Genomic DNA, 23,445 nt, shown 5'->3' on the forward strand with positions numbered 1-23,445 from the left:
CCCCAGAACGCGGCGCAAGGCCGACGGGCTCCTAAAATCTGCGACATGTCGATCTATCAATTCTCCGTCTCCGTCATCCCGCAATATCTTCCGGAGCAGTCCGATCTGGAACAGGGCGTGTATGCCTACAGCTATACCGTGACGGTGATCAACACCGGCCGCATTGCGGCGCAGCTCATTTCGCGCCACTGGATCATCACCGATGGCACGGGCAAGGTGGAGGAGGTGCGCGGCCTGGGCGTGGTGGGGCAGCAGCCCTTTCTCAAGCCTGGTGAAGCGTTCGAGTACACCAGTTGGTCGCACCTGAGCACGCCCACCGGCAGCATGCGCGGCAGCTATTTCTGTGTGGCCGAAGATGGCGGACGGTTCGAGGCCACCATCCCCGAATTCGCCCTGGTTCAGCCGCGGAGTCTGCACTGATGCGCTTTGCGCGACGCCGGGCGCGCAAAGCCGCCGAACGCGCTGCCAGCAGCGCGCTGGCGCTGCTGGCACGGGAGGACAGTCGGCTGCCGCCGGTCGAGCAATCCCTCTGGCTGATGGACGCGCTGGACTGGCTGCGTCACGGCCCGGACGAACAGGCGCTGCGCACGGGTCTGAACCTGCCTCCCGCCTCTGCGGAGCCCGTCACTCCTGCGGAAATTCGCCGCCTCGACGTGTTGCTCGATGTGCTGGAACAGCAACCGCAGCGCCGCGCCCAGGTCGCCGCCATTCTCACCGGACTGCTGCGCCACACCGACCCGACCCTGCTGCTCGCAGATTTCGGCTTCAGCAGTCGCTCGTCCTTTTTCAGCGAATTCAGCGAGCGCCTGGGGCGCAAGTGGCTGCCGGCGTCGCCCGAAACCCGCGACCTCGCCGTGCTGTTTTCGTTGTTCTTTCCGAATGCGCGCGACGCCGTCTGGCTGGATGCACTGGACAGCGCCGCATTGGCCCGCCTGACCGCGCTGCTGGAGACGCCCTCGCCCGACGCGACCGAAGCGCCCGCAAACCTGCTCTGGCGCACGGCACTGCTCGATGCCCTGACCTTTACCGTCAGCCAGATCCGCGCCACCGGCTTTTCACCCGATCTGCGCTCGCGCATGCGCACCACGGGCCCGTGGGAGGCCGAGGCCGAAGCCCCGTTCAAACACCTGTCCGCGCAAGTGGAGGCGGTGCAGGCGCAGCTTGCGCACACGGCGGCGCCCGCTGATCGGACCACGCTGCCGCAAACCCTCGCGCTGTTGCGCGCGGGTCTGGACGCCTGCCGCCAGCAGGCCGAATCGATTCACGACCACCTGGAAGACCATGGCACCTCGGTCAGCCTGGTCTACGCGCTCCATGAACTGCGTCAACGCATCGACCGTGCCGAGGCCCTTCTGAACTGTCTGGTGGGCGACACCCCGGCGCGCGATGCAGCGCATCTGCTGGCCGGTCTGGCGCACCTGAATGTGCAGCGCCGCAGCCTGCGCGCCCTGTGGCGACACAACACGGCGCTGCTGGCGGAAAAGATGGCCGAGCGCCATGCCGAGTCTGGCGAACACTACATCACCCGAGACCGCCGTGAATATCGCGCGATGCTCTGGGCGGCCATGGGCGGCGGGCTGATCATGGGCTTCACCACCTGGGTGAAGATCGGCATTCTTGGCCTGAAGGCTGCACTGTTCTGGACGGGTCTGCTCGCCGGTCTGAATTACGCGGTGAGCTTTGTCATCGTGCAACTGCTGCACTGGACCATCGCCACCAAGCAGCCGGCGATGACCGCTCCGGCACTGGCCGACAAGCTCGGCGAGCTGTCGCGCCCCGGCGGGGTGGAGCGCTTTGTCGACGAAGTGGCCAACCTCACCCGCTCGCAGTCTGCCGGTGTGTTCGGCAATGTGCTGGTGGTGATGCCGATGGCGCTGCTGATTGGCCTGGGCGGGCTGGCCTGGTTCGGGCCGCAATTCCTGCCGGTGCCCCAGGCGGAGCACGAACTGCATGCGCTGTCGCTGCTCGGCCCCACGCCGCTCTTTGCCGCCTTCACCGGGGTGCTGCTGTTTCTGTCCAGTGTGATTGCGGGCTGGGCGGAAAACGCCTTTGTGCTGCACCGCCTGGACAGCGCCATTGCGTGGAATCCGCGCATTCGCCGTCGTCTGGGCCCCAGGCGCGCCGCGCGCTGGGCGGCCTGGTGGCGGCGCAATGTGGGGGTGATGGCCGGCAATGTGTCGCTCGGCCTGCTGCTCGGGTTGACGCCGGAATTCTTCCGCATTTTCGGCATCGATCTGCAGGTGCGGCACGTCACCCTGTCCTCCGGCCTGTTCGGCGCGGCCTGCGCCAGCCTGGGGCCCGCAGTGGTCAACGATCCCGCGTTCTGGTGGGCGCTGGCGGGCATTGCGGTCAATGGGGTGCTCAATGTCGGCGTGAGCTTCTATCTGGCCTACCGCCTGGCGCTGCGGGCGCGCGGCATTCAGGTGAAGGAACGTCGCGCGATCTATTCCAGCCTCGCCAGACGTCTGCTGCGCCGACCGTGGACCTTCCTGCTGCCACCGCGTCAGGCCGTGGCCAGCGCGACCTGAGCCACGACCATGCCGCGTCCAATCTTCACTGCTGCGTGGGCGCAGCGCCTGCTGGGTGCCGCGCTGTTGCTGCTGCTGGCGTCGTGCGCAGCGCCACCCGCTGCCCCACCGACGCTGGGGGTGCCGTCGCCTTCGGTGCCGTCGCCCAGTGCGTCGGCGGGGATGACGGCCCCCCTCACCGGGCCCGGTGTGCGGCTGCGCGCAGCGCAATGGGCCGATTTGCCCGGCTGGGGCCAGGATGACTTTGACGGGGTCTGGCAGGCGTTCCGGCGCGATTGCGGCGCGCGGCTTCCCCCTGCGTTGGCCTCGGTCTGTGCACGCGCATCCACCGTGCTCGCGGCTGACACGCAGGCGCAGCGGGCGTTTTTCGAAACGCAGTTTGCGCCGTGGCAGGTCATCCCCGCCAGCGGCAAGGACGACGCGGGCCTGATCACCGGGTATTACGAGCCGGTGTTGCACGGTGCGCTGCAGCGCGGCTGGCCCTATGTGGTGCCGGTGTGGGGGCTGCCCGCCGATCTGGTGCCACGCGCAGCGGGGGCCGACGGCGTCACCGGCGGGCGCGTCGCCTGGGTGGACGGTCAGCAGCGCGTGCTGCCGTTCTGGAGCCGGGCGCAGATCCAGTCCGACCCGGCGGTGCAGGCTCTGCTCGACCGCAAGGTGGTGGTGTGGCTGGACAGCGCCGTGGACGCGCTGTTCCTGCAGGTACAGGGCTCGGGGCTGGTCAGCCTGCCCGATGGACAGACCTTGCGGCTGAGCTATGCCGGAACCAACGGCTGGCCGTACAAATCTGTTGGGCGCTGGCTGCTCGACACGGGCCGTGTGCAAGGAACGGTCACCATGTCCACCATCCGCGCCTGGGCGCAAATGCACCCGGACGACGTGCCCGAAATGCTCGCCGCGAACCCGCGCGTGGTGTTTTTCAGCGCAGCGCTCGACACTCAGCCACAACGCGGCCCCGTTGGCGCGCTCGGCGTGCCGCTGACTGCCATGCGCAGCATTGCGGTGGACAAGCGCGCGATTGCACTCGGCCTGCCGGTGTGGCTGTCCACCGCGCAGCCCTATGACGCCAGTTCGCCCGCCCCGAAGGCGCTCAACCGTCTGGTCTTTGCGCAGGATGTGGGCTCGGCCATTACCGGCACAGTGCGCGCCGATTTGTTCACCGGCACCGGCGATGCCGCCGGAGAACTGGCCGGACGCATGCAGTGGCCCGGCAGGATGTGGGTGTTGCTGCCGGTCAATCCCTGAACGGCGCCAGAGCGGGTGGTTTGCGCGCCGCGGTGGCGCGGCTAAACGAACCGTCCTATGGTTCAGGGTGCAGTCATGCTCAACAACACAGGAGGACTTTCCCATGACCCTGGATCCACACGATCTGACCCATGAATTCCCGGCGCAGGCCGACAAGATTCACGCGCTCAAGGCGGGCAACGCGCATTTTCAGAAGCTGGCGCAGCGCTACGAAGAAATCAACAAGGACGTGGTGCAAATCGAGGAAGGCGTGCGCGCAGCCGACGACGCGCACCTGGAGGCGCTGAAAAAGGAGCGCCTGCACCTCAAGGACCAGCTCGCCGCGCTGCTGGCGGCCTGATCTTCCCGCGCAGCGCCCTCACGCGGCGCCGCGCCCCAGCAGTTTGCGGCCCGGCATCCACGCTGCCAGCAACAGGGTTCCGGTTGCGACGCCCACTGCGGCGTCGAACAGCAGCACACTCAGCCAGCCCAGCGCAGCGCCGGCACGGCGCGCCAGCGCCTCGCTCGCGTGGTGCAACCAGGGCCAGCGGTGGCTGATGATGCCACCGCCCACCAGAAACATGGTTGCCGTTCCCGCCACCAGACCGTCGACCCCAGCGGTCATGCGCAGCGCGATGCCCACGAGCAAGGCCACATCATCGTGGACCGTGGTGATGTCATCGAGCAGGGCAGGCAAACAGGCATTGGCCACCAGGCGGCAGCGCACCCGGTTGCAGCGCGCCTGCGCCCTGCTGGGTATGCTGCGCGTTTTGTGCAGCCACCATGTCTGACGATCCACTCACCTCCACCCTCGTCGTTGCTGCAGCGTTTTTCGGTGCCGCGCTCAATGCCGCCGCCGGGGGCGGCAGCTTCCTCACCCTGCCCGCGCTGATTTACGCCGGCATCCCGCCGGTTGCGGCCAACGCCACCGGCACCACAGCGCTGCTTCCCGGCTATCTGGCCAGCACCTGGGGGTTCCGCGAAGACCTGGGCCCGCCGCGGGCGCTGGGCATGACCGCATTGATGCTGGCCTGTCTCGTGGGCGGCGGCGTGGGCGCGGGCCTGCTGATTGCCACCAGCAATCACGCATTTCGCGCTCTGGTGCCCTGGCTGCTGCTGTTCGCCACCGCGCTGTTCGCGTTTGGCCCAACCCTGCTGCGCCTCATCGGCCGACACCCCGAGCAACATGCCACGCGCCTGCAGGCCCTGACGGGAATATTCGCCGTCAGCGTCTACGGCGGCTATTTCAACGGCGGCCTTGGCGTGCTGCTGCTTGCCCTGCTGACACTGATTGGCGAGACGCATCTCAACCGCATGAACGCGCTGAAAAACGCCGTGTCTGCGGTGCTGACGCTGTTCGCAGTGGGGATTTACGCGGCGGCAGGCACGGTGCGCTGGGGCTGGGTGGCGCTGATGCTGCCCGCCGTGCTGCTGGGCGGCTACGCAGGCGCGCGTCTGGCCCGGCGCATTCCGCGCGAAGTCATGCGCTGGAGCATCGTGGCCATCGGTCTGGTGATGAGCGCGCTGTTCTTCCGCTGAGCGCGTCTTGCCGCCAAGTGGCCGATGCGCCCGCTGCGGCAGTCACTTTCCGCCGTCCTTCACGATCAGATAGACCCCCACGGCGACCAGTCCCATCCAGAGCGCCACCGCGCCCGTGCCCAGCCACTGCGCAGCCTGATCGAGAAACAGCAAAAACACCGCCGCCAGCGCCAGCACGCCATTGCCGAGCCAGAAGCGCGGCCCATGTTTCGGTTCTTGCTGCATTTCTCCCTCCACATCACAGGACAGCGCGTCAGCCTACCGCATGCGGCAGGCCGATGCGATCTGCCTGGCGCGGTTTGCGACAATACGGCCCATGACCCCACTTGCCAACGACACCTTCCTGCGCGCCCTGCGCCGCCAGCCGACCGATTACACCCCACTGTGGCTGATGCGCCAGGCGGGTCGTTACCTGCCGGAATACAACGCCACCCGCGCCCGCGCGGGCAGCTTTCTCGGGCTGGCGCAAAACCCGCATTTCGCCACCGAAGTGACGCTGCAGCCGCTCGACCGCTACGCCCTCGACGCCGCCATCCTGTTCTCGGACATCCTCACCGTGCCCGATGCGATGGGGCTGGGGCTGCGCTTCGAGGCCGGCGAGGGGCCGAAGTTCGACCGCCCGCTGCGCACCGAAGCCGACGTCGCCGCACTGCAGGTGCCGGACATGGACAAGCTGCGCTATGTGTTCGATGCGGTGCGTGAAATCCGCCGCGCGCTGGTGCAGAACGGTCGGCAGCGCGTGCCGCTGATCGGCTTTTCCGGCAGCCCGTGGACGCTGGCCTGCTACATGGTCGAAGGCGGCGGCAGCGACGACTACCGCACGGTCAAGACCCTGCTGTACTCCCGCCCCGATCTGATGCACCGCATTCTGGCGGTCAACGCCGAGGCGGTGGCGCAGTATCTGGGCGCGCAGATCGATGCCGGGGCGCAGGCGGTGATGGTGTTCGACAGCTGGGGCGGCGTGCTGGCCGATGGTGCATTCCAGGACTTCTCGCTGGCGTACAGCCAGCGCGTGATCGCCGCGCTCAAGCAGCGCGCGGGCGCGGCCGACGTGCCGGTGATCCTGTTCACCAAGGGTGGTGGCCAATGGCTCGAAGCCATGGCCGACACCGGCGCCGACGCGCTCGGGCTGGACTGGACAACCAATCTCGGCCAGGCGCGCGCGCGCGTGGGCCAGCGCGTGGCGCTGCAGGGCAATCTCGACCCCAATGTGCTGTTCGCGCCACCCGCGGCCATCGAAAAGGAGGTGCAGCGCCTGCTGCACAGTTTCGGCCCGGTGGGCCCCGGCCTGGGGCATGTGTTCAATCTGGGGCATGGCATTTCGCAATTCACCCCGCCAGAGCATGTGACGGCCCTGGTGGAGGCGGTTCACACGCACAGCCGCACCCTGCACCGCAACGGCAGCTGAGGTTGCACGTCGAAAGGCGCCAGACTTCCCCCGTCTGGGCCTGATCGAAGCGCTTGCGCCTGGGCGCGGTGAGCCTGCCCGCTCGAAACTGCGAAAAATCAGTCTTGTCAAGCTTGACAAATCAGCTTATGCACATTCCTGGCTTCTGTGCGGTGCAACAAGTTGATCACAGACTTGACTTGAAATTTTATAGACCAACTTATTGAAATCATTTGTATTTTTTGAAATTTCACAGTTTGGCAAATCATTTTGCACAGGCTTATCCACAGGTCGATCGACGACACGCACCCGATTGATGCACAGAGTTATCCACACCGCTTTCGATCGGGCAGAAACCGTGTTCTGACGCCCACTTAGCGCCCTGTTTCAAACCCCCACCTCCATCCCGCGCGCCAGCTCCATGTCCGTCATTCTTCAGATTGCCGTTGACGCGCCGGGCCTGCAACTCCTTGATTACCGCGCCGATGCACCGCTTGCGCCGGGGACGCTGGTGCGCGTGCCGCTGGGCCGGCAGACCGTCACCGGCGTGGTGCTGGGGCCGACCCCGCCACCGGCTGGCGGCGAGGGCCTCGCGCTGCGCGAGGTTGCCGGGGTGTTCGAATCCCTGCCCGCGTTCGACGCGAACTGGCTGGACCTGCTGCAGTTCGTCGCCCGGTATTACCAGCGGGCCGTGGGCGAGGTGATCGGCGCCGCCTTGCCCGCGCTGCTTCGCAATCGCAACCCGCAGAGCATCGCAGCGGCGGCGCCGACCCGGAGCGCCACCGCAGCCTATCGCTGTACCGACCTCGGCCTGCGCGCGCTCCCCGAAAAAATCGCCCCGCGCAATGTTGCTTTGTGGCGTCTGGCGCAGGCGCTGGGCGCAGCCCGGCCCGACGCACCGCAGCAAGTGCCCGGCACCACTGCGGCGATCGGCTCGTTGTCACTGCCAGAGGCGCGCCGTCTTCATCCCCAGGCCACCAGGGTGCTGGCGGAGTGGCAGCAGGCGGGCTGGGTGGAGACCAGCACCGACGCGCCGCAGGGCCTGGCGGCAGATGCACCCCCTGCACTGCACCCGGAACAGGCGCAGGCGCTGCAGGCCATCGCCGCCAGCATGGGGTTTGCGCCCTTCCTGCTGTTCGGCGTGACCGGCAGCGGCAAGACCGAGGTGTATCTGCATGCGGCGGCGCAGGCGCTTGCGCGCGATCCCGCTGCGCAGATTCTGGTGCTCACGCCGGAAATCAACCTCACGCCGCAGCTCATTCGCCGTTTCGAGCAGCGTTTCGGCGCGGATCATCTGGCCGTGCTGCACAGCGGCCTGTCGGAAGGCCAGCGGCTGCGGCACTGGCTGGCGGCGCACACGGGACGCGCACGCATCGTGCTGGGCACGCGCCTGGCCGCGCTGGCCTCCCTGCCGCAGTTGCGGCTGATCGTGATCGACGAGGAACACGACGCCTCTTACAAGCAGCAAGAGGGCGCGCGGTATTCCGCGCGAGATCTCGCGCTGTGGCGGGGGCAGCAGCTCGGCATTGCCGTGGTGCTGGGCTCGGCCACGCCTTCGCTGGAGAGTTGGCGGGCAGCGCAGACCGGGCGCTACCGCCTGCTCACCCTGACGCAGCGGGCCGCCGGTGTGCTGCCCCGCGTGCGTCTGGCCGACACCCGGCGCGACCCCACCCTGCGCGCCAGTGACGCACTGATCGGCCAGACGCTCGATGCCGCCATCCGCCAGCGCCTGGAGCGCGGGGAGCAGAGCCTGCTGTTCCTGAACCGCCGCGGCTATGCCCCGGTGCTGAGCTGCCCGGACTGCGGCTGGCTGTCGGACTGCCCGCATTGCGACGCGCATCTGGTGTTTCACCGCACCGACCGCACCCTGCGCTGCCATCACTGCGGGCATCAGGCCCCGGTGCCACGCGCCTGTCCGAGCTGCGGCAGTCTCGATCTGCAGCCCGTGGGCAAAGGCACGCAGCGGGTGGAGGAAGCGCTGGCCGACAAGTATCCCTACGCCCGCATTGCCCGCATCGACGCCGACAGCACGCGGCGCAAGGGGGCGGCGGCCAGCAGCTTCGACAGCGTGCATGCCGGTGAGGTGGACATTCTGGTGGGCACGCAGATGGTGACCAAGGGGCACGACTTTCAGCGCGTCACCCTGGTGGCGGCGCTCAACCCGGACGCGGGGCTGTTCAGCCACGATCCGCGCGGCCCCGAGCGCCTGTTCGCGCAGCTCATGCAGGCAGCGGGACGGGCGGGCCGGGCCACGCCGCCCGCGCTCAAGGACGCAGAGGGCGCGCAGCCCCCGCGGCTGCCCCCCTCCGCCCCCGAAATGCTGGTGCAGACCGCGCACCCCGAGCACCCGCTGTACCGCGCATTGGTGGCACACGACTATCCCGGCTTCGCCCAGGCCGAGCTGATCGAGCGCGAGCGCGCCGGCATGCCGCCGTTCTCCTTTCAGGCGCTGCTGCGCGCGGAGCACAGGCAGATCGAGGCGGTGGCGGAATTTCTCGACCGCGCGCAACAGCTCGCCGCCCCCATTGCGCAGAAACTGGGCGTCACCGTCTATCCCCCCATTCCAGCCACGCTTGCCCGCAGGGCCGATGTGCACCGCATGCAGATGCTGCTCGAAGGCACCCACCGGGGCGCGCTGCAGAACATGCTGGCGCAGTGGCGTGCTGAACTCACCGCCCTGCGCTCCCGGGTGCGGTGGGCGGTCGATGTGGACCCGCTCGATTACTGAAGACTGAAGCGCGCGCGATCTGCCACACGCCGACGCGGTTTCGACATTTCGATACAGCACGGCGCTGCTGTGCGAACTAAATTCAGTGCGTCGGCGGCTTTTTGCAATGCAGCAAACGCCATCCTCTTCGGGAGAAATGCCATCATGTCCACGCAACGCCTACTGCATCACCATCCGCTTCCGGCCGGCACACCGGTCATCGCGTTCGACCACGGCCGCCCCGGCAGCGTCACCCCCGAGTCACCCGCCAGCGATGTGATGACCGACCTGCGCCACACCCCGGCGTTCACCATCGAGCCCGACGCCAGCGCCAATACCGCGCTGCAGAAAATGATGCACGCCGGTGTGCGGCTGCTGCTGGTCACCAACCCCGCAGGGCATGTGGTCGGCCTGATCACCGCGCGCGACCTGATGGGCGAAAAGCCGGTGCGCGCCGCCACCGAAAACCAGATCCCGCGCGACGCGGTCACCGTGGCGCAGTGCATGGTGCCGCAGCAACACATCGAGGTGCTCGACTATGCCGAGGTGCTGCGCTCCACCGTGGCCGAGATCGTGCTCACCCTGCGGCATTCCGGGCGGCAGCATGCGCTGGTGCTGGAGTCCGATGGCCCGCCTTGCGTGCGCGGCATCTTTTCCGCCGTGCGCATCGGCCGTCAGCTGGGCGTGGAACTCAGCGCCAGCGGGCAGATGCAGAGCTTTGCCGAGCTCGAGCAGGCGATTGCCGCGCTGTGATCAACGTGGGGCCAGCCCGCGGTGCGCGGCCAGCGCCAGCACGGCAAAGCCGCAGAACACCGCCGCCATCGGCGCGGCGCTCTGCGCGGCAAACAGCCCGACCGCAGATCCGCTGAGCGCCGCCAGGGTGAACTGCAGGCTGCCCAAGAGCGCCGCTGCGCTGCCGACCCGCCCGGCCTGATGCGCCAACGCCAGCGCCGTGGCGTTGGGAAACGAAAACCCCAGGCTGCACAACGCGGCAAACAGCGGCAGCGCCACCGCCCAGAAGCCGCCGATGCCCAGCAGCGACAGCGCCAGCATCAGCACGGCCCAGACCACCAGGCTGCGCAACGCCCAGCCGAGCAGCGCATGGCTGGTCACGCGCGCGAGCAAGGCATGGTTGAGCTGCGACGCGGCGATCAACCCCAGCGCGTTGCTGCCGAACAGCCAGCCGAACTGCGCCGGGCGCAGCCCGAATACCTGCATAAACACGAACGGCGCCCCGGCGATGTAGGCAAACATCGCCGACTGCCCGAGCGCTCCGCTCAAGGCAAAACCGATGTAGCTGCGGTCGCGCAGCAAGGCGCCGTAGGTGCGCAGCGCCTGGCGCACCGGATGCTGGCTGGCGCGGCTGCGTGCGCTGGCAGGCAGGCTCTCCGGCAGCGCCGCCGCCGCAGCGAAGCACAGCAGACCAAAGCCGGCGAGCGCCACGAAAATCGCCCGCCAGCCCAGCGCCTGCACCAACGCCGCCCCGGCCAGCGGCGCGAGGATGGGCGCGGCGCCGAGCACCAGGGTCAGCCGAGAGAACACCCGTGCCGCATCCACCGGCGGGTACAGATCGCGCACCATGCTGCGCGCGATCACGATGCCCGCGCATCCCCCCAGCGCCTGCAGCAGCCGCCACAGCAACAGCCTGTCGATCGACCCTGCCAGCGCGCAGCCGACCGAGGCCGCACCGTACAGCGCAATGCCCAGCAACAGCGGGCGCTTGCGGCCATAGCGGTCCGACACCGGCCCCCAGAACGCCTGACCGAGCGCCAGGCCGAGGAAGAACACGACCAGCGTGCGCTGCACCGCCTCGGGCGTTGCGCGCAGGTCGTGCTGCAGGGCGGTAAAGCCCGGCAGATACATGTCGATCGACATGGGGGCGAAGGCCGTGAGCGCCCCCAGGGTGAGAATGCGCCGCAGCGCGCCGGAATCGGTCATGCGGCGCATTGTCGCCGCGCTGCCCTCCAGGCGCCGTCAGCGCCCGGCGATGGCGCGGCGCAGTTCCTTGACCTGCTCGGCCGACACCGGCTCGGCCGCGTTGCCCCAGCTGGTGCGGATGTACGTGACCAGATCGGCCACCTGCTGGTCGGACAGCTGCGCGCCAAAGGGCGGCATGACCATCGGCGCGGGCGCCGAGACGGTGACCGCGGTGGTCGCACCGGCCAGGATCGCGTGGATCGCGTTGGTCGGGTTCAGGCAGCGCACCGACGGATTGCCGACCAGGCTGGGAAAGGCCGCGGGCACGCCCTGCCCGGTGGGCTGATGGCAGGCCACGCAGTGCTGGTCGTACAGCGCCTTGCCGCGCTGCACCGCCGCGGGGTCTGGCTGGGTGCTGGCCACCTGCGCGCTCACCTCGGGCGGCAGCGCCTTCAGGTAGATGCCGATGGCCAACAGGTCATCCGGGGTGAGATGCTGGGTGCTGTGGTGGATGACCTCGGTCATGCCGCCCGCGACCGTGAAGTTGTTCGCACTGCCGGTCTTGAGCAACAGCGCGAAATCCTGTGCGCTCAAGGTTTTTTGCAGGCAGGAACTGCGCAGATTGCTCGCGTACCAGTGCTCGACCGTGCCGCCAGTGAGGAACAGCTTGCCGTTCGGCCCACCCGCGCTGAGCGCCTTTTCCTGGAAGAACAGCCCGCGCGGGGTGTGGCAGGCGCCGCAATGCCCCAGCCCCTCGACCAGATACGCGCCGCGGTTGTACTGCGCGCCTTGCTTCGGATCCGGGGTGAAGGTGGTGTCCCGCACGAACAGCCAGTCCCAGATCGCCAGCGGCCAGCGGATGGTCATCGGCCAGACCATGTCGGGCTTGCGGTTGGGGGTGGGGTCGGGCGGCACGCCCTGCATGAAATAGGCGTAGAGCGCGTGCATGTCCTGCGGGGTGATGCGCGCGTACGACGGATACGGCATCGCCGGATAGAGATGCTTGCCGCCCGGAGCCACGCCATGCCGCACCGCGCGGTCGAAATCGGCAAAGCTGTAGTTGCCGATGCCGTGGGTCTTGTCCGGGGTGATGTTGGTCGAATAGATCGCACCGATGGGCATGACCATTTTCAGCCCCCCGGCGAACGGCTTGCCGCCGGGCGCGGTGTGGCAGGCCACGCAGTCACCGGCACGCGCCAGATACGCGCCGCGCTGCACGTCCTGATCCGCAAACCGCGCCGCAGCGAGCGCGCAGCCCGCCTGCACCGCCAGCACTGCGGCCAGCACCGCGCGCATCCACATGGTCTTGTTCATTGCCGCCCCTTCTCGGCGCTGCGGTCGAGGATTTTGCAGCGCAACATGACACGGCAGGTTACGGGCTGCGCCACGCGCCCGACTTGACCCAGGCCAAACGGATGCGACGCCGTGTCGCAGCGAGCGGGGGTTTACCGCAGCAACGCCACCAGCGCCAGCACCAGCGCAGTCGCGCCCAGACCCAGCGCCGCAAGCGCCCAGCGCTGTTGCCGTCGCTGGGCTGCGGCAAGCTGCACACCGGCCTGCTCCAGCGCGCTGATGGTGGTCTGCAACTGCTGCGCCAGCGCGCGCACATGTTCGGCGTTGTGCGTCACCGCGGTCTGCAGTTCCTCGATCTGGCGCTGTTGCGATTCGGCGGCTTCCTTGTCCGACCTGCGCTGCTTGAACACCGGCAGCGCGATCTTCGCCACCGATTCGATGTAGGGCAGGGCCGCGCCGATGGCGGTCATCCAGGTGGCGGGCATGGCGGTTCAGAGCTGCGCGGCGTTGAAGGTGTCGCACACCTGCGGCTGGCCGCTGGCCAAGCCGGTCTGGAACCAGCGGGCGCGCTGCGCCGACGTGCCGTGGGTGAAGGAGTCGGGCACCACATGACCCTGTGCCTGCTGCTGCAGGCGGTCGTCGCCCACCGCCTGTGCGGCATTGATGGCCTCTTCGATGTCTCCGGCTTCCAGCACCTGCCGCTCATGCTGCGCGTGGTGGGCCCAGACTCCGGCGTAGCAGTCGGCCTGCAGCTCCAGCCGCACCAGCAGCGCGTTGGCGCGGGTGCGGCTGCTGCGCTGCATGGCCTCGCGCACCTTGCCCTCCACGCCCAGCAGGTTCTGCACATGATGGCCGACTTCGTGCGCGATCACATACGCCTGCGCAAAGTCGCCCTGCGCGCCCAGGCGCTGCTGCAGGTCCTGGAAGAACTGGGTGTCGAGATACAGCTTCTGGTCGGCCGGGCAATAGAACGGCCCGGTGGCCGCCGGCGCGTAGCCGCAGGCCGATTGCACCGCACCGGAAAACAGCACCAGCCTGGGATCGACATACTGTCGCCCGGCCTGCCGGAAGATCGCCCGCCAGGTGTCTTCGGTATCGGCCAGCACCACCGAGAGAAACGCCTTGTCCTGCTGATCCTTGGCGCTCAGCGCGGCCGGGGCCTGCTGCGGGGTCTGCTGCACCTGCTGCTGCGCCACCTGATTGAGCACCACGCTCGGATCGACGCCGAAATACAGCGCCACCAGCGCCAGCACGATGGTGCCGATGCCGCCGCCCACCAAGCCACCCCGCCGCCCGGTGCTCGCGGTGCGCTGGTCTTCGACGTTGTCGCTGCGTCGTCCGTTTTTCCAAAGCATGGCCACTCCCCGGTCGTTGTCGGGGATTATGCCGTCTGCCTCGTCTTGTCCGGCAACGCCTGCCCCGCCTCGCCGGGCTGGCTGCTGCCCGCCTTGCCCGGCGTGCGCCATTGCTGCATCAGGCGATCCCATTGCGGAAGCACCTGGTCGAGATGGCGCTGCTTGACATGACCAAACCCGCGGATGCCCTCGGGCAGACGGGCGATCTGCGCCGCGAGGTTCAGCCGCTCAGGCGAGGCATCGTCCAGCCCGCGCAGCAGTTCGCTGAGGGTGTCGCGGTAGCGCTGGATCAGCGCGCGCTCGCGCTTGCGCTCTGCCGTGTGGCCGAACGGATCAAGCGCCGTGCCGCGCAGCACCTTCAGCGGCGCGAGCAGCCTGAACGCCACGCCCATCCACGGCCCGAATTCGCGCTTGATCAGCTCGCCCTTGGCATTGCGCCTGCTCCACAGCGGCGGGGCGAGGTGGTAGTGGCGCTTGAAGCTGCCCTCGAACTGCTGCTCAAGCTGCCTGGCAAAGGCCGGGTCGGACTGCAGCCGCGCCACTTCGTACTCGTCCTTGTAGGCCATGAGCTTGAACAGATTGCGCGCCACGGCCTCGGTGAGCGCGGTGGAGTGGCGCGGCGCCTCTGCGGCACGCACCTGCGCGACAACGTCCGCATACTGCTGCGCGTAGGCGGCGTTCTGATAGTCGGTGAGAAACGCCACGCGGCGCTGAATCACCTCGTCCAGACTCGGCCGCTTGACCAGTTGGATGACTTGCTCGGCAGCACTCAGTGCGGCGATCCCCTGCGGATCGTGCGCCGCGTGGCGACCCCATTCGAACGCGGCCTTGTTGTTCTCCACCTGCACGGCGTTGAGCTCGATGGCGCGCATCAGCGCGGCGTGACCGAGGGGCACCCAGCCCTTCTGCCAGGCGAAGCCCAGCAGCATGGGATTGGCGTAGAGGGCGTCGCCCAGCAGCTTCTCGGCGGCGCGCACACAGTCGAACCCGGCCACCATCTCGGCGCCCGCGGCCTGTTCGATGGCCTTGTGGCAGGCGGCGTCGGGGAACTGCCAGTTGGGGTTGTGGACGAAGGCGGCTGTCGGCGTGCTGTGGGTGTCGAGCGCGATGTGGGTGCGGCCCTCGCGCACGCGGGCCAGGGTTTCGCGGTCGGCGGTGACGATGGGGTCGCAGCCGAGGATGAGCTCGGCCTCGGCCGTGCCCACGCGGGTGGTGACGATCTGCTCGGGGTCGTTCGCGATGAGCACATGGCTCCAGGTCGCGCCGCCCTTCTGCGCCAGCCCGGCTGCATCCTGCGTGACCACGGCCTTGCCCTCGATGTGCGCGGCCATGCCCAGCAGCTGACCGATAGTGATGACTCCGGTGCCGCCAACGCCCGCGACGACGATGCCATAGCTGCCGCCGCCCGCGACGTCAGCCTGGACGGGGTCGGGCACGGTGGGCATGGGCAATTCGGGCAGGGCCGACAGATCCGCGCCCGGCTGCGGCCTGGGTTTGCGCAGCATGCCGCCCTCTACGGTGACGAAGCTGGGGCAGAAGCCCTTGAGGCAGGAAAAGTCCTTGTTGCAACTGCTCTGGTTGATGGTGCGCTTGCGCCCAAACTCGGTTTCCAGCGGCTCGACCGACAGGCAGTTGCTCTGCTCGGAGCAGTCGCCACAACCTTCGCACACCAGCGGGTTGATGACCACGCGCCGCGCTGGATCGGCCATCTGCCCGCGTTTGCGGCGGCGACGCTTTTCCGTGGCGCAGGTCTGGTCGTAGATGATGACGGTGATGCCCGCCTCCTCGCGCAGCTCGCGCTGGATGGCGTCGAGGTCGTCGCGGTGACGCACGGTCACGCCTGACGCCAGGCCGACGGCGTTGCTGTATTTCTCCGGCGCATCGGTCACCACCACGATGCGGCGCACGCCTTCGGCCTCCAGCTCGCGGCTGATCTGCGGCACCGTCAGACCGCCTTCCACCGGCTGTCCGCCGGTCATCGCCACGGCGTCGTTGAACAGAATCTTGTAAGTGGCATTCACCCCGGCGGAGATGGCCTGGCGGATGGCGAGCAGCCCCGAGTGGTAGTAGGTGCCGTCGCCCAGATTGACGAACACATGCCTGTCGGTGGTGAACGGCGCCTGCCCCACCCAGGCCACGCCCTCGCCGCCCATCTGGCTGAAGGTCTGCGTGGCGCGGTCCATCCACACCACCATGTAATGACAGCCGATGCCGGCCATGCCGCGCGAGCCTTCGGGCACGCGGGTGGAAGTGTTGTGCGGGCAGCCCGAGCAGAACCACGGCGGGCGCTGGGCGCTGGCGCCGGGGGCCTGCAGGGTCCGTTCGCGCGCGTCGATCACGGCCAGGCGTTCGCTGATGCGACGCTGCACGTCCACCCCGGCATCACGCAGGATGCCCAGCCGCTCCAGGCGGCCCGCAATGGCGCGGGCGATGATCGCCGGGCTCAAGTCGGCCTTGGCCGGCAGCAGCCAGTTGCCGCCGGGATTGGGCTGGCTCCATTCGCCGCCGGTCGTGTCGCCCGGCAGCTCGTCGAACTTGCCAATGACGTTGGGCCGCACATCCTCGCGCCAGTTGTACAACTCTTCCTTGAGCTGATATTCGATGACCTGGCGCTTTTCCTCCACCACCAGAATCTCCTGCAGCCCGGTGGCGAACTCCCGCGTGAGCTGTGCCTCCAGCGGCCAGACCACGGCGACCTTGTGCAGCCGGATGCCCAGTTGCGCGCAGGTGTCGGCATCCAGTCCGAGGTCGTTCAGGGCCTGGCGGGTATCGTTGTAGGCCTTGCCCGACGCCATGATGCCCAGCCGCGCGTGCGGGCTGTCGATCACGGTGTGGTTCAGGCGGTTGGCCCGAATGTAGGCCAGCGCCGCATACCACTTCACGTCCATCAGCCGCGCTTCCTGCGCCAGCGGCGTGTCGGGCAGGCGGATGTGCACGCCATCGGGCGGCAGCACAAAGTCCTGCGGCAGCAGAATGCGCACGCGGTCGGCGTCCACATCCACCGCAGCGGACGACTCCACGATTTCCTGGATGGTCTTCATGCCCGACCAGACTCCGGCATAGCGGCTCAGGGCAAAGGCGTGCACACCCAGATCGAGAATCTCCTGCACCGAGGCGGGAAAAAACACCGGCAGTCCGCACGCCTTGAAGATATGGTCGCTCTGGTGTGCCAGCGTGGACGATTTGGCCACATGGTCATCGCCCGCCACAGCGATCACGCCGCCATGGCGCGCGGTACCCGCGCTGTTGGCGTGCTTGAACACGTCCGAGCAGCGATCCACGCCGGGTCCCTTGCCGTACCAGATGCCGAACACCCCATCGAACTTGGCCTTGTCGGGAAACAGGTCGAGTTGCTGCGTGCCCCAGACGGCGGTGGCCGCCAGTTCCTCGTTGACCCCGGGCTTGAACACCACGTTGTTCGCTTCGAGAATCCTCTTCGCCTTCCACAGCGCCTGGTCATAGCCGCCCAGCGGCGAGCCACGATAGCCCGAGACGAAACCCGCCGTGTTGAGCCCTGCGGCAACGTCGCGCTGGCGCTGCAGCATGGGCAGACGCACCAGCGCCTGGATGCCGCTCATGAAGGCGCGGCCGGAAGTGAGGGTGTATTTGTCGTCCAGCGAAATGGTCGCCAGCGCACGACGGATGGGCTCGGGTAGGGGAGCGTTCATCGCCTGTCTCCTTGTGGGGCGCGCACCTTGCGTGGATGGCGCCGAGGTTCACCGATCGGCAGCCGATCAGGCATGCCGGGCAAATGCGATGCCATGCGCCAGCACGGCCCGCACGCCGTCTTGTGGACGGCGACCGGCTTGATGCCGGCAACGCGATGCTAGTGCGACTACGGGGGAGTGAACAGAGGAGAAGCGATAGGCGCCTCGGGCCTGCGGACATGCGTCCGCAAGCGCCTCGCACCATCAGCCGAAGGACGGCAGGATGAGCACGTAGGTGTCGATCGGCGCGTTGGGGTTGACCACCGGATTGCTCGGATTGCCGTCGCCCCAGTCGCTGTTGAACAGGATGCGCGTGCCACTGGTGCTGAAGGTCACATTCGGCTGCGCCCAGTAGTTGCTCTGCGGCGCGTTGCTGTAGTTGCCGGTGCTGCGGTGATGGGCGATGCGCCAGGTGGTGCCGCTGGTCAGATTGGTGATCATCAGCTCCTGGTCGAGGATGGTGCACGGGTTTGCCGTCGGGCCGCTGTTGCCATTCGAGCCCGGGGTTGCCACTCCCTTGCTGCCAGTCCCGTAGATATTGCCGGTCATGCCGGTGACCACCCAGGAGGGGTTCTTCCACGCGGTTGAACCGCTCAGGCTGCCCGTGGTCGGGTAGCCCCAGCCGCTGCTCTCGCCCACATAGTTGCTCACCGCGCCCGTGTTGATGTTGCAGACGATCACATTGCCATTGCCGCCGGTGTTGCGCGAGAACTGCGAGCCGACCAGCAGATCGTTGCCGTTGGCATCCATCGCGGTGTCGCAGTGCTCGTTGGTGTCGAAATTCACCATGCGCAGCAGCTTGCCGGTGGTGGCATCAAAAATGCCCGATTGCGTGGTCGGTGTGGAGTTGAGATTCGTGGCCGCAGCACCGTTCCAGATGAAGAACTTGCCCGACACCGACGGGAACGGCGTCGAGCCTCTGGCTTGCGGCTGCGGAATGGTCGAGTCGTAAATCGTGAATGCGCCGGTAGACTCGTTGAAGCCGAACACCCACATGCCCAGTTCGCCCGCGACGTTGCCGATCGGGCCGCCAAAAGCGCCGAGACCCCAGATGCGTTGCCCTTGCGCATTGACACCCAGCGCGAACGGATAACCGCAGCGAACGCCCGTCACGCCAGACGGGCAACCAGGCGGCAGTCCGTTGGGCAGGAAGCTGTGAATGATGGTCTTGACGCCGGTTTCCACGTTGATGGCGGTGAGGTCGGCCAGGTTCTGGCTGCCCATCTGGTGGTTGTCGATGTAGCGCAGCGTTGCCGGGTCTTGATGATCCCAGTAAAACTGCTCCACATCGCCCGGATTGATGTCGAGGAACTTGATGAAGGCATAGGTCGTGCCGTCGTACAGCGCCCAGCCCTGCTGTCCACCGGCCTGCGCTGTGGAGCCCGGCACATACAGGATGAAACGGGTTTCGTCGCAGTTCCACGCCATCGCGGTGGGGTAGGCCGGGGCGACGCACAGGTTGTTGAAATCCTTGACGCAATCCGTGATGCGAATGATCTTGACGCCAAAGTCGGGATCGGTGACGGTTTGTCCCTTGGCGGGCTTGGCCAAAGCGCTGTAGGGCACGGGCGACTGCCCGAATTGCTTCAGACCCGCGGAAAGATTCTGGCCAGACGCAACAGCCTGTGAAGGTTGCGATGTCTGCTGAGTCGTCGTGGTGGGCTGCGCAGGTTGCGTGGTTTGTTGTGTCGTCGATGTTGTTGTTGTCGTTTGCGACGACTGCGTGGGCGCAGTGGTTTGTGTCGGTTGCGGGGATGACGTGGTCTGCGTCGATGTCGGTTGTGTCGTGACCGGCTGTGTCGACTGCACGGGCGTGGGAGTCTGCCCGCTCGTCGTGGGGGTCGACGGCACAGCTGGCGCCGAACTCACCGAGGTCGTGGGTGCCGGGGTGACTGACGGGTTTTGCACGACGGGAGGCAATGAGCTGCCGCCCGTTGCAACGGGTAGTGCGCTCGCCTGAGCGCCGGTCGAACTCACTGTCGAGTTCACAGCGGGCGATGAGGCGGCCCCGCCGCCGCAAGACGCCAACGATCCTATCGCTGGCAGGCTCAACAGGGATTTCTGGATGAATTGACGGCGGGTTTGCTGCATGGTGCGACTCCGGATACGTGGTTGCGCATTTCGGCCCCCCGTGTCCGACGGGGCGTCTCATGCCGCATGAACCACGCAGATTCTGGCGAAGTCACAGGCCGTCATTTGGCAACCCATGGCGGGCGAAAAAAGTCACACCGCCGTTTGAAAAAAATGACTTATCCCCACTTTAAGGGGGGTGCAGTTGCCTGTCTGTATCTGAAAGTAAAAGTCGTGAGTTTTTCCCGCCACCCTCAGTCTGGAATCACTGCTGCTGACACACGGTATTGGTGTTCTGCAGGAAATTGGTCACCGTGGCCTGGCGGCCCTTGAACCACACCTGGAACGCGCTGTTGCGGTAGCGCGCGCCGTCGGCGGAGACGGTTTGGTCGAGGGTGAGGTTGCCCAGCGCGGTCTGCAGCGTGACCGACACATCGCCGAAGGTGGCGATGAAGGAGCTGCCGTCCTGACAATTGAAACGCACCGCGCCCGGGGGCAGGGCGGGCGCGCCTTGCTGCGGCGCCGACACCTCGGGCGCGGGAGCGGCAGGAGCGAGCTGCGATGGCGCATTGGTCGCTGGCGCGATGCCCGCCGGGCCGAGCGGCTGCACCGTGATCGGCGCGCTCGGCGCAAGAGGCTGCGCCTCGCTGGTCGGGGCCTGCGGCGTGACGGGCGCGTAGGTTGAAGGCGGCACGGTCACACGCGGGGCGGGCGGATTGAGCTGCTGCACCGGGACCGGCTGATTGAGATTCACCGGCGTGGCGCAACCCGCCAATGCCAGAACGCCCAGCGCCGCACAGCTTGCGCCCAGACGCAGGGATAGAGAGCGTTGTTGTTGCGGATTCATGCACGAACTCCCGAATTCTGTTGCAGAAATTGAACCATACAAACGCAACACGCACCCCCGCATGACGCCGCGCAACTGTAGAGACTTGTAAAGCCTGACCGGTGCGCTCGGCTCTTATGATGTTGCGGGTTTTTTCAGACACCGCCCTGCCGCGCGCAGAACAAAGCCGAGGAAACCGCCTTGCCGATCTATGCCCTCGCCGTGCTGCTGGGCTGTGCGCTGCAGACCACGCAGGCCTCCCTCTGGCCCCGCCCAGCCTACCTTGCCATCTGGGCGGCCGGGCTGCTGGGAAGTCTGCTTGTGCTGCTGTGGCATGGCCGCGGCAACAGTCTGCCGCGCAACAGCACGCTGCAACGCATGGGCACGCACGCCCTGCTCGCGCTCAGCGGCTTTGCATTGGCGTTTGGGCTGGCGGGATGGCGCGCCCACCCCATTCTGGCCGACCGGCTTGCGCCGGATGTGGAAACGCAGGTCCTCACCGTCCGCGGCGTCGTGGCCGATCTGCCGGTGCTGTACCCCGATGCGACCCGCTTTGTCTTTGAAGTCACACAGCCCGCGCCACACGGCGTGCCAAGTCGCCTGTCCCTGAGCTGGTACGCGAAGCGGGATCGTCATGCCGACCAGCCGCCCGCACCGCCCCGTGTGCATCCCGGGCAGGAATGGCAGTTTTCTGTGCGCCTCAAGCAGCCGCATGGTTTTGCCAACCCCGGCAGCAACGACACCGAGCTGACCCTGTTCCGCGATGGCATCGGCGCGACCGGCACCGTCAGCCGCATGGGCCCGCCGCCGCAACTGCTCGGCGTGCGCAGCGCCCCGTCCGACTGGGTTGCGCAACTGCGCGATCACCTGCGCCAGCGCATGATGACCGCGCTGCAGGTGGAAAGCGTCCCGATCGGGGGGCAGCGAGCGACCGCGAGCGTGGGGGCATCACGTTCCGCCGCAGGGCCGCCCCAAGGCGGAACGCGCCCCCTCGGGGGGCAGCGAGCGGGCGCGAGCGTGGGGGCATCTCCCCTTCCTTTCTCCGCCGACACCATCATCGCGCTGGCGCTGGGCGATCAGGCGGCGATTTCCCCGCAGGACTGGGCCGTCTACCGCACCACCGGAGTTGCGCACCTGATGAGCATTTCCGGCCTGCACATCACGCTGCTGGCCTGGATGACCCTGCAGCTCGTGGGCTGGCTGTGGCGGCAGACCGCACGCCTGCCCCGACCGTGGACGCTCATCGTGCCCGCGCCCACCCTGGCCGCCTGGGCCGCGTTGCTGGCGGCCACGGCCTATGCGCTGATCGCGGGTTGGGGCGTGCCGGCGCAGCGCACCCTGCTGATGCTCGCCGTGGTGCTGTTGCTGCGCCAGCGCGGACTGCGGGCCGACTGGCGCGATGTGATGGCGCTGGCGCTGATCGCCGTGCTGCTGTGGGATCCGTGGGCGGTGCGGCAGCCCGGCTTCTGGCTGTCCTTCGTCGCAGTCGGTCTGTTGTTCGCTGCGGGCAACCGCAGGCACCCCGAGACTGCGGCGCCTGCGTTCTCGGGCGCGCAAGCCGCATCGACGCCTGGAGTGTGGCAGCGTGGCTGGCACACCCTGTGCAACGTCAGCCAGGCGCAATGGGTGGCCACCATCGGCCTGTTGCCGCTGACCCTGCTGTTCTTTCAGCAGATCGCAGTGCTGTCGCCCGTGGCCAATGCCGTGGCGATTCCGGTGGTCACCCTGGCGGTGGCCCCGCTGTCCATCGCTGGTCTGCTGCTGCCCGCACCGCTGGACGGCTGGGTCTGGCAGCTTGCCGCCTGGCTGCAGCAGATGCTCGATCACCTCTTGCGGCAGATGGCGGCCTGGCCGCTGGCACAGTGGCATGCCGCAGCGCCCGACGCGGTCACCCTCGCACTGGCTGCGCTGGGTGCGTTGGCACTGGCCTTGCCCTGGACCTGGCGGCTGCGCGCGCCCGGCCTTCTGCTGATGCTGCCGCTGACCAGCAACCCCGGCACCGCGCCTGCGCCGGGCAATATGGAGCTGTGGTTTGCCGATGTGGGCCAGGGCATGGCCGTGGTCGTGCGCACCGCGCGGCACACCCTGCTGTATGACACCGGCCCGCAGCAGGCCCCCGGAGTGGACGCCGGCAGCCAGGTGCTGCTGCCCCTGTTGCACAGCCTGGGCATGCGCCATCTCGACCGGGTGGTGGTCAGCCACGACGACAGCGACCACTCCGGCGGCGCGCCAGCCATCGCCCGCGCGCACCCGGAGGCTGCGCTGCTGACCTCGGTTCCGGCGCATGCTGCCGCCCATCTTGGCTTCTCCAACCGCCAGCCCTGCATCGCCGGACAGCACTGGAGCTGGGACGGCGTGGACTTCCGCGTCATCAGCCCGCTGCCGGACGCGCCGCCGCGCAACGACAACGCCCGCTCCTGCGTGCTGCATGTGGCCGCGCGCGGCGGCTCGGCGCTGCTCACCGGCGACATCGACCAGGCGCAGGAACGCGCCCTGCATGCGGCAGGTGCGCTGCCCTATGCCGATGTGCTGCTGGTGCCGCATCACGGCAGCAAGACCTCGTCGAGCGACGCCCTGCTCGATACCGTGATGCCGCGGGCCGCCGTGGTGCAGGCGGGCTACCGCAATGCGCATGGCCATCCCCACCCGCTGGTGGTCGAGCGCTACGCCGCGCGCGGCATTGCACTGTGGCGCACCGACCTGCAGGGTGCCTTGCGCTGGCGCGACGCCGCGCCCGATGCGGTTCAGGGCTGGCGCGCAGCGACACCGCATTACTGGGCGCCCAAGCCACGATGGCCGGTGGATTCTCCCTGAAACGGCTCGGCTCTCCCCGTCAGACTTCGGCGTGATGACGCGTCTGGCCTGTATCTTGCTAACTCGCCTGCATGGCAA

At 67.8% G+C, this 23,445-nt stretch carries 18 protein-coding genes; 9 read left to right on the forward strand and 9 right to left on the reverse strand.

What is annotated here, in order from left to right:
• Nucleotides 1-45: 45 nt before the first annotated feature.
• The 4 genes from apaG (at nt 46) to AC1ZQA_RS15715 (ending at nt 4,113) form a co-directional block, all read left to right on the forward strand.
• Complete coding sequence (gene apaG / locus AC1ZQA_RS15700; RefSeq protein ID WP_482677760.1) at nt 46-420, forward strand: Co2+/Mg2+ efflux protein ApaG; 375 nt, start codon at nt 46-48, stop codon at nt 418-420.
• A complete protein-coding gene (locus AC1ZQA_RS15705) occupies nt 420-2,528 on the forward strand; it encodes a site-specific recombinase (protein WP_482677761.1) in 2,109 nt (702 codons plus the stop codon). The genes apaG and AC1ZQA_RS15705 overlap by 1 nt, the downstream gene beginning before the upstream one ends.
• Before the next feature lie 9 nt (nt 2,529-2,537).
• A complete protein-coding gene (gene mltA, locus AC1ZQA_RS15710; RefSeq protein WP_482677762.1) occupies nt 2,538-3,773 on the forward strand; it encodes a murein transglycosylase A in 1,236 nt (411 codons plus the stop codon).
• Between the two features lie 103 nt (nt 3,774-3,876).
• A complete protein-coding gene (locus tag AC1ZQA_RS15715) occupies nt 3,877-4,113 on the forward strand; it encodes an HP1242/YdcH family protein (RefSeq protein ID WP_482677763.1) in 237 nt (78 codons plus the stop codon).
• Between the two features lie 18 nt (nt 4,114-4,131).
• On the opposite strand, the gene AC1ZQA_RS15720 is transcribed toward AC1ZQA_RS15715, so the two are convergent.
• Nucleotides 4,132-4,551: a hypothetical protein gene (locus tag AC1ZQA_RS15720; protein WP_482677764.1), complete on the reverse strand. Its 420-nt coding sequence runs from the start codon at nt 4,549-4,551 to the stop codon at nt 4,132-4,134.
• Between AC1ZQA_RS15720 and AC1ZQA_RS15725 the strand changes: the two genes are divergently transcribed.
• Entirely contained in the window at nt 4,536-5,291 is a 756-nt protein-coding gene (locus AC1ZQA_RS15725; RefSeq protein WP_482677765.1) for a sulfite exporter TauE/SafE family protein, read from the forward strand. The two genes, AC1ZQA_RS15720 and AC1ZQA_RS15725, sit on opposite strands and share 16 nt — an antisense overlap.
• A gap of 42 nt (nt 5,292-5,333) precedes the next feature.
• Here AC1ZQA_RS15725 and AC1ZQA_RS15730 read toward each other — a convergent pair whose 3' ends face one another.
• Nucleotides 5,334-5,516 (reverse strand): hypothetical protein, encoded by a 183-nt coding sequence (locus AC1ZQA_RS15730; RefSeq protein WP_482677766.1) that lies wholly within the window; start codon nt 5,514-5,516, stop codon nt 5,334-5,336.
• Between the two features lie 91 nt (nt 5,517-5,607).
• Here AC1ZQA_RS15730 and hemE point away from each other — a divergent pair, with 91 nt between their 5' ends.
• The 3 genes from hemE to AC1ZQA_RS15745 all read left to right on the forward strand — a co-directional run bounded on the left by hemE (nt 5,608) and on the right by AC1ZQA_RS15745 (nt 10,138).
• On the forward strand, nt 5,608-6,699 hold the full coding sequence (gene hemE, locus AC1ZQA_RS15735) for a uroporphyrinogen decarboxylase (protein WP_482677767.1): 1,092 nt from the start codon (nt 5,608-5,610) through the stop codon (nt 6,697-6,699).
• Between the two features lie 400 nt (nt 6,700-7,099).
• The gene (locus AC1ZQA_RS15740; protein WP_482677768.1) at nt 7,100-9,406 is read left to right on the forward strand and encodes a primosomal protein N'; all 2,307 of its coding nucleotides are present in this window, start codon (nt 7,100-7,102) and stop codon (nt 9,404-9,406) included.
• A 144-nt stretch (nt 9,407-9,550) separates the two neighbouring features.
• Nucleotides 9,551-10,138 carry a CBS domain-containing protein gene (locus tag AC1ZQA_RS15745; protein ID WP_482677769.1) on the forward strand — a complete coding sequence of 196 codons (588 nt, stop codon included), beginning with the start codon at nt 9,551-9,553 and terminating at the stop codon, nt 10,136-10,138.
• On the opposite strand, the gene AC1ZQA_RS15750 is transcribed toward AC1ZQA_RS15745, so the two are convergent.
• The 7 genes from AC1ZQA_RS15750 to AC1ZQA_RS15780 form a co-directional block, all read right to left on the reverse strand.
• The gene (locus AC1ZQA_RS15750) at nt 10,139-11,323 is read right to left on the reverse strand and encodes a multidrug effflux MFS transporter (RefSeq protein WP_482677770.1); all 1,185 of its coding nucleotides are present in this window, start codon (nt 11,321-11,323) and stop codon (nt 10,139-10,141) included.
• A 36-nt stretch (nt 11,324-11,359) separates the two neighbouring features.
• Entirely contained in the window at nt 11,360-12,616 is a 1,257-nt protein-coding gene (locus tag AC1ZQA_RS15755) for a c-type cytochrome (RefSeq protein WP_482677771.1), read from the reverse strand.
• Between the two features lie 131 nt (nt 12,617-12,747).
• Nucleotides 12,748-13,080, reverse strand: a complete 333-nt coding sequence (locus tag AC1ZQA_RS15760; protein WP_482677772.1) for a chemotaxis protein — start codon at nt 13,078-13,080, stop codon at nt 12,748-12,750.
• A 6-nt stretch (nt 13,081-13,086) separates the two neighbouring features.
• Nucleotides 13,087-13,950, reverse strand: coding sequence for a KPN_02809 family neutral zinc metallopeptidase (gene ypfJ / locus AC1ZQA_RS15765; protein ID WP_482677773.1), 864 nt, complete (start codon nt 13,948-13,950; stop codon nt 13,087-13,089).
• Between the two features lie 26 nt (nt 13,951-13,976).
• Nucleotides 13,977-17,618 (reverse strand): indolepyruvate ferredoxin oxidoreductase family protein, encoded by a 3,642-nt coding sequence (locus AC1ZQA_RS15770; RefSeq protein ID WP_482677774.1) that lies wholly within the window; start codon nt 17,616-17,618, stop codon nt 13,977-13,979.
• A gap of 243 nt (nt 17,619-17,861) precedes the next feature.
• Nucleotides 17,862-19,223 (reverse strand): hypothetical protein, encoded by a 1,362-nt coding sequence (locus AC1ZQA_RS15775; protein WP_482677775.1) that lies wholly within the window; start codon nt 19,221-19,223, stop codon nt 17,862-17,864.
• 769 nt (nt 19,224-19,992) lie between these two features.
• Nucleotides 19,993-20,574 carry an MliC family protein gene (locus tag AC1ZQA_RS15780; RefSeq protein ID WP_482677776.1) on the reverse strand — a complete coding sequence of 194 codons (582 nt, stop codon included), beginning with the start codon at nt 20,572-20,574 and terminating at the stop codon, nt 19,993-19,995.
• Between the two features lie 180 nt (nt 20,575-20,754).
• On the opposite strand from AC1ZQA_RS15780, the gene AC1ZQA_RS15785 reads away from it, so the two are divergent.
• The gene (locus AC1ZQA_RS15785) at nt 20,755-23,367 is read left to right on the forward strand and encodes a DNA internalization-related competence protein ComEC/Rec2 (protein WP_482677777.1); all 2,613 of its coding nucleotides are present in this window, start codon (nt 20,755-20,757) and stop codon (nt 23,365-23,367) included.
• Nucleotides 23,368-23,445 lie beyond the last annotated feature (78 nt).

The organism is Thiomonas sp. DCM-2 (assembly GCF_056820905.1).

What these genes read in the sequence shown, in the direction of transcription:
- apaG (WP_482677760.1), top strand. Translation starts at nt 46, where the DNA reads ATGTCGATCTATCAATTCTCCGTCTCCGTCATCCCGCAATATCTTCCG.
- AC1ZQA_RS15705 (WP_482677761.1), top strand. Translation starts at nt 420, where the DNA reads ATGCGCTTTGCGCGACGCCGGGCGCGCAAAGCCGCCGAACGCGCTGCC.
- mltA (WP_482677762.1), top strand. Translation starts at nt 2,538, where the DNA reads ATGCCGCGTCCAATCTTCACTGCTGCGTGGGCGCAGCGCCTGCTGGGT.
- AC1ZQA_RS15715 (WP_482677763.1), top strand. Translation starts at nt 3,877, where the DNA reads ATGACCCTGGATCCACACGATCTGACCCATGAATTCCCGGCGCAGGCC.
- AC1ZQA_RS15725 (WP_482677765.1), top strand. Translation starts at nt 4,536, where the DNA reads ATGTCTGACGATCCACTCACCTCCACCCTCGTCGTTGCTGCAGCGTTT.
- AC1ZQA_RS15730 (WP_482677766.1), bottom strand. Translation starts at nt 5,516, where the DNA reads ATGCAGCAAGAACCGAAACATGGGCCGCGCTTCTGGCTCGGCAATGGC.
- hemE (WP_482677767.1), top strand. Translation starts at nt 5,608, where the DNA reads ATGACCCCACTTGCCAACGACACCTTCCTGCGCGCCCTGCGCCGCCAG.
- AC1ZQA_RS15740 (WP_482677768.1), top strand. Translation starts at nt 7,100, where the DNA reads ATGTCCGTCATTCTTCAGATTGCCGTTGACGCGCCGGGCCTGCAACTC.
- AC1ZQA_RS15745 (WP_482677769.1), top strand. Translation starts at nt 9,551, where the DNA reads ATGTCCACGCAACGCCTACTGCATCACCATCCGCTTCCGGCCGGCACA.
- AC1ZQA_RS15750 (WP_482677770.1), bottom strand. Translation starts at nt 11,323, where the DNA reads ATGACCGATTCCGGCGCGCTGCGGCGCATTCTCACCCTGGGGGCGCTC.
- AC1ZQA_RS15755 (WP_482677771.1), bottom strand. Translation starts at nt 12,616, where the DNA reads ATGAACAAGACCATGTGGATGCGCGCGGTGCTGGCCGCAGTGCTGGCG.
- AC1ZQA_RS15760 (WP_482677772.1), bottom strand. Translation starts at nt 13,080, where the DNA reads ATGCCCGCCACCTGGATGACCGCCATCGGCGCGGCCCTGCCCTACATC.
- ypfJ (WP_482677773.1), bottom strand. Translation starts at nt 13,950, where the DNA reads ATGCTTTGGAAAAACGGACGACGCAGCGACAACGTCGAAGACCAGCGC.
- AC1ZQA_RS15770 (WP_482677774.1), bottom strand. Translation starts at nt 17,618, where the DNA reads ATGAACGCTCCCCTACCCGAGCCCATCCGTCGTGCGCTGGCGACCATT.
- AC1ZQA_RS15780 (WP_482677776.1), bottom strand. Translation starts at nt 20,574, where the DNA reads ATGAATCCGCAACAACAACGCTCTCTATCCCTGCGTCTGGGCGCAAGC.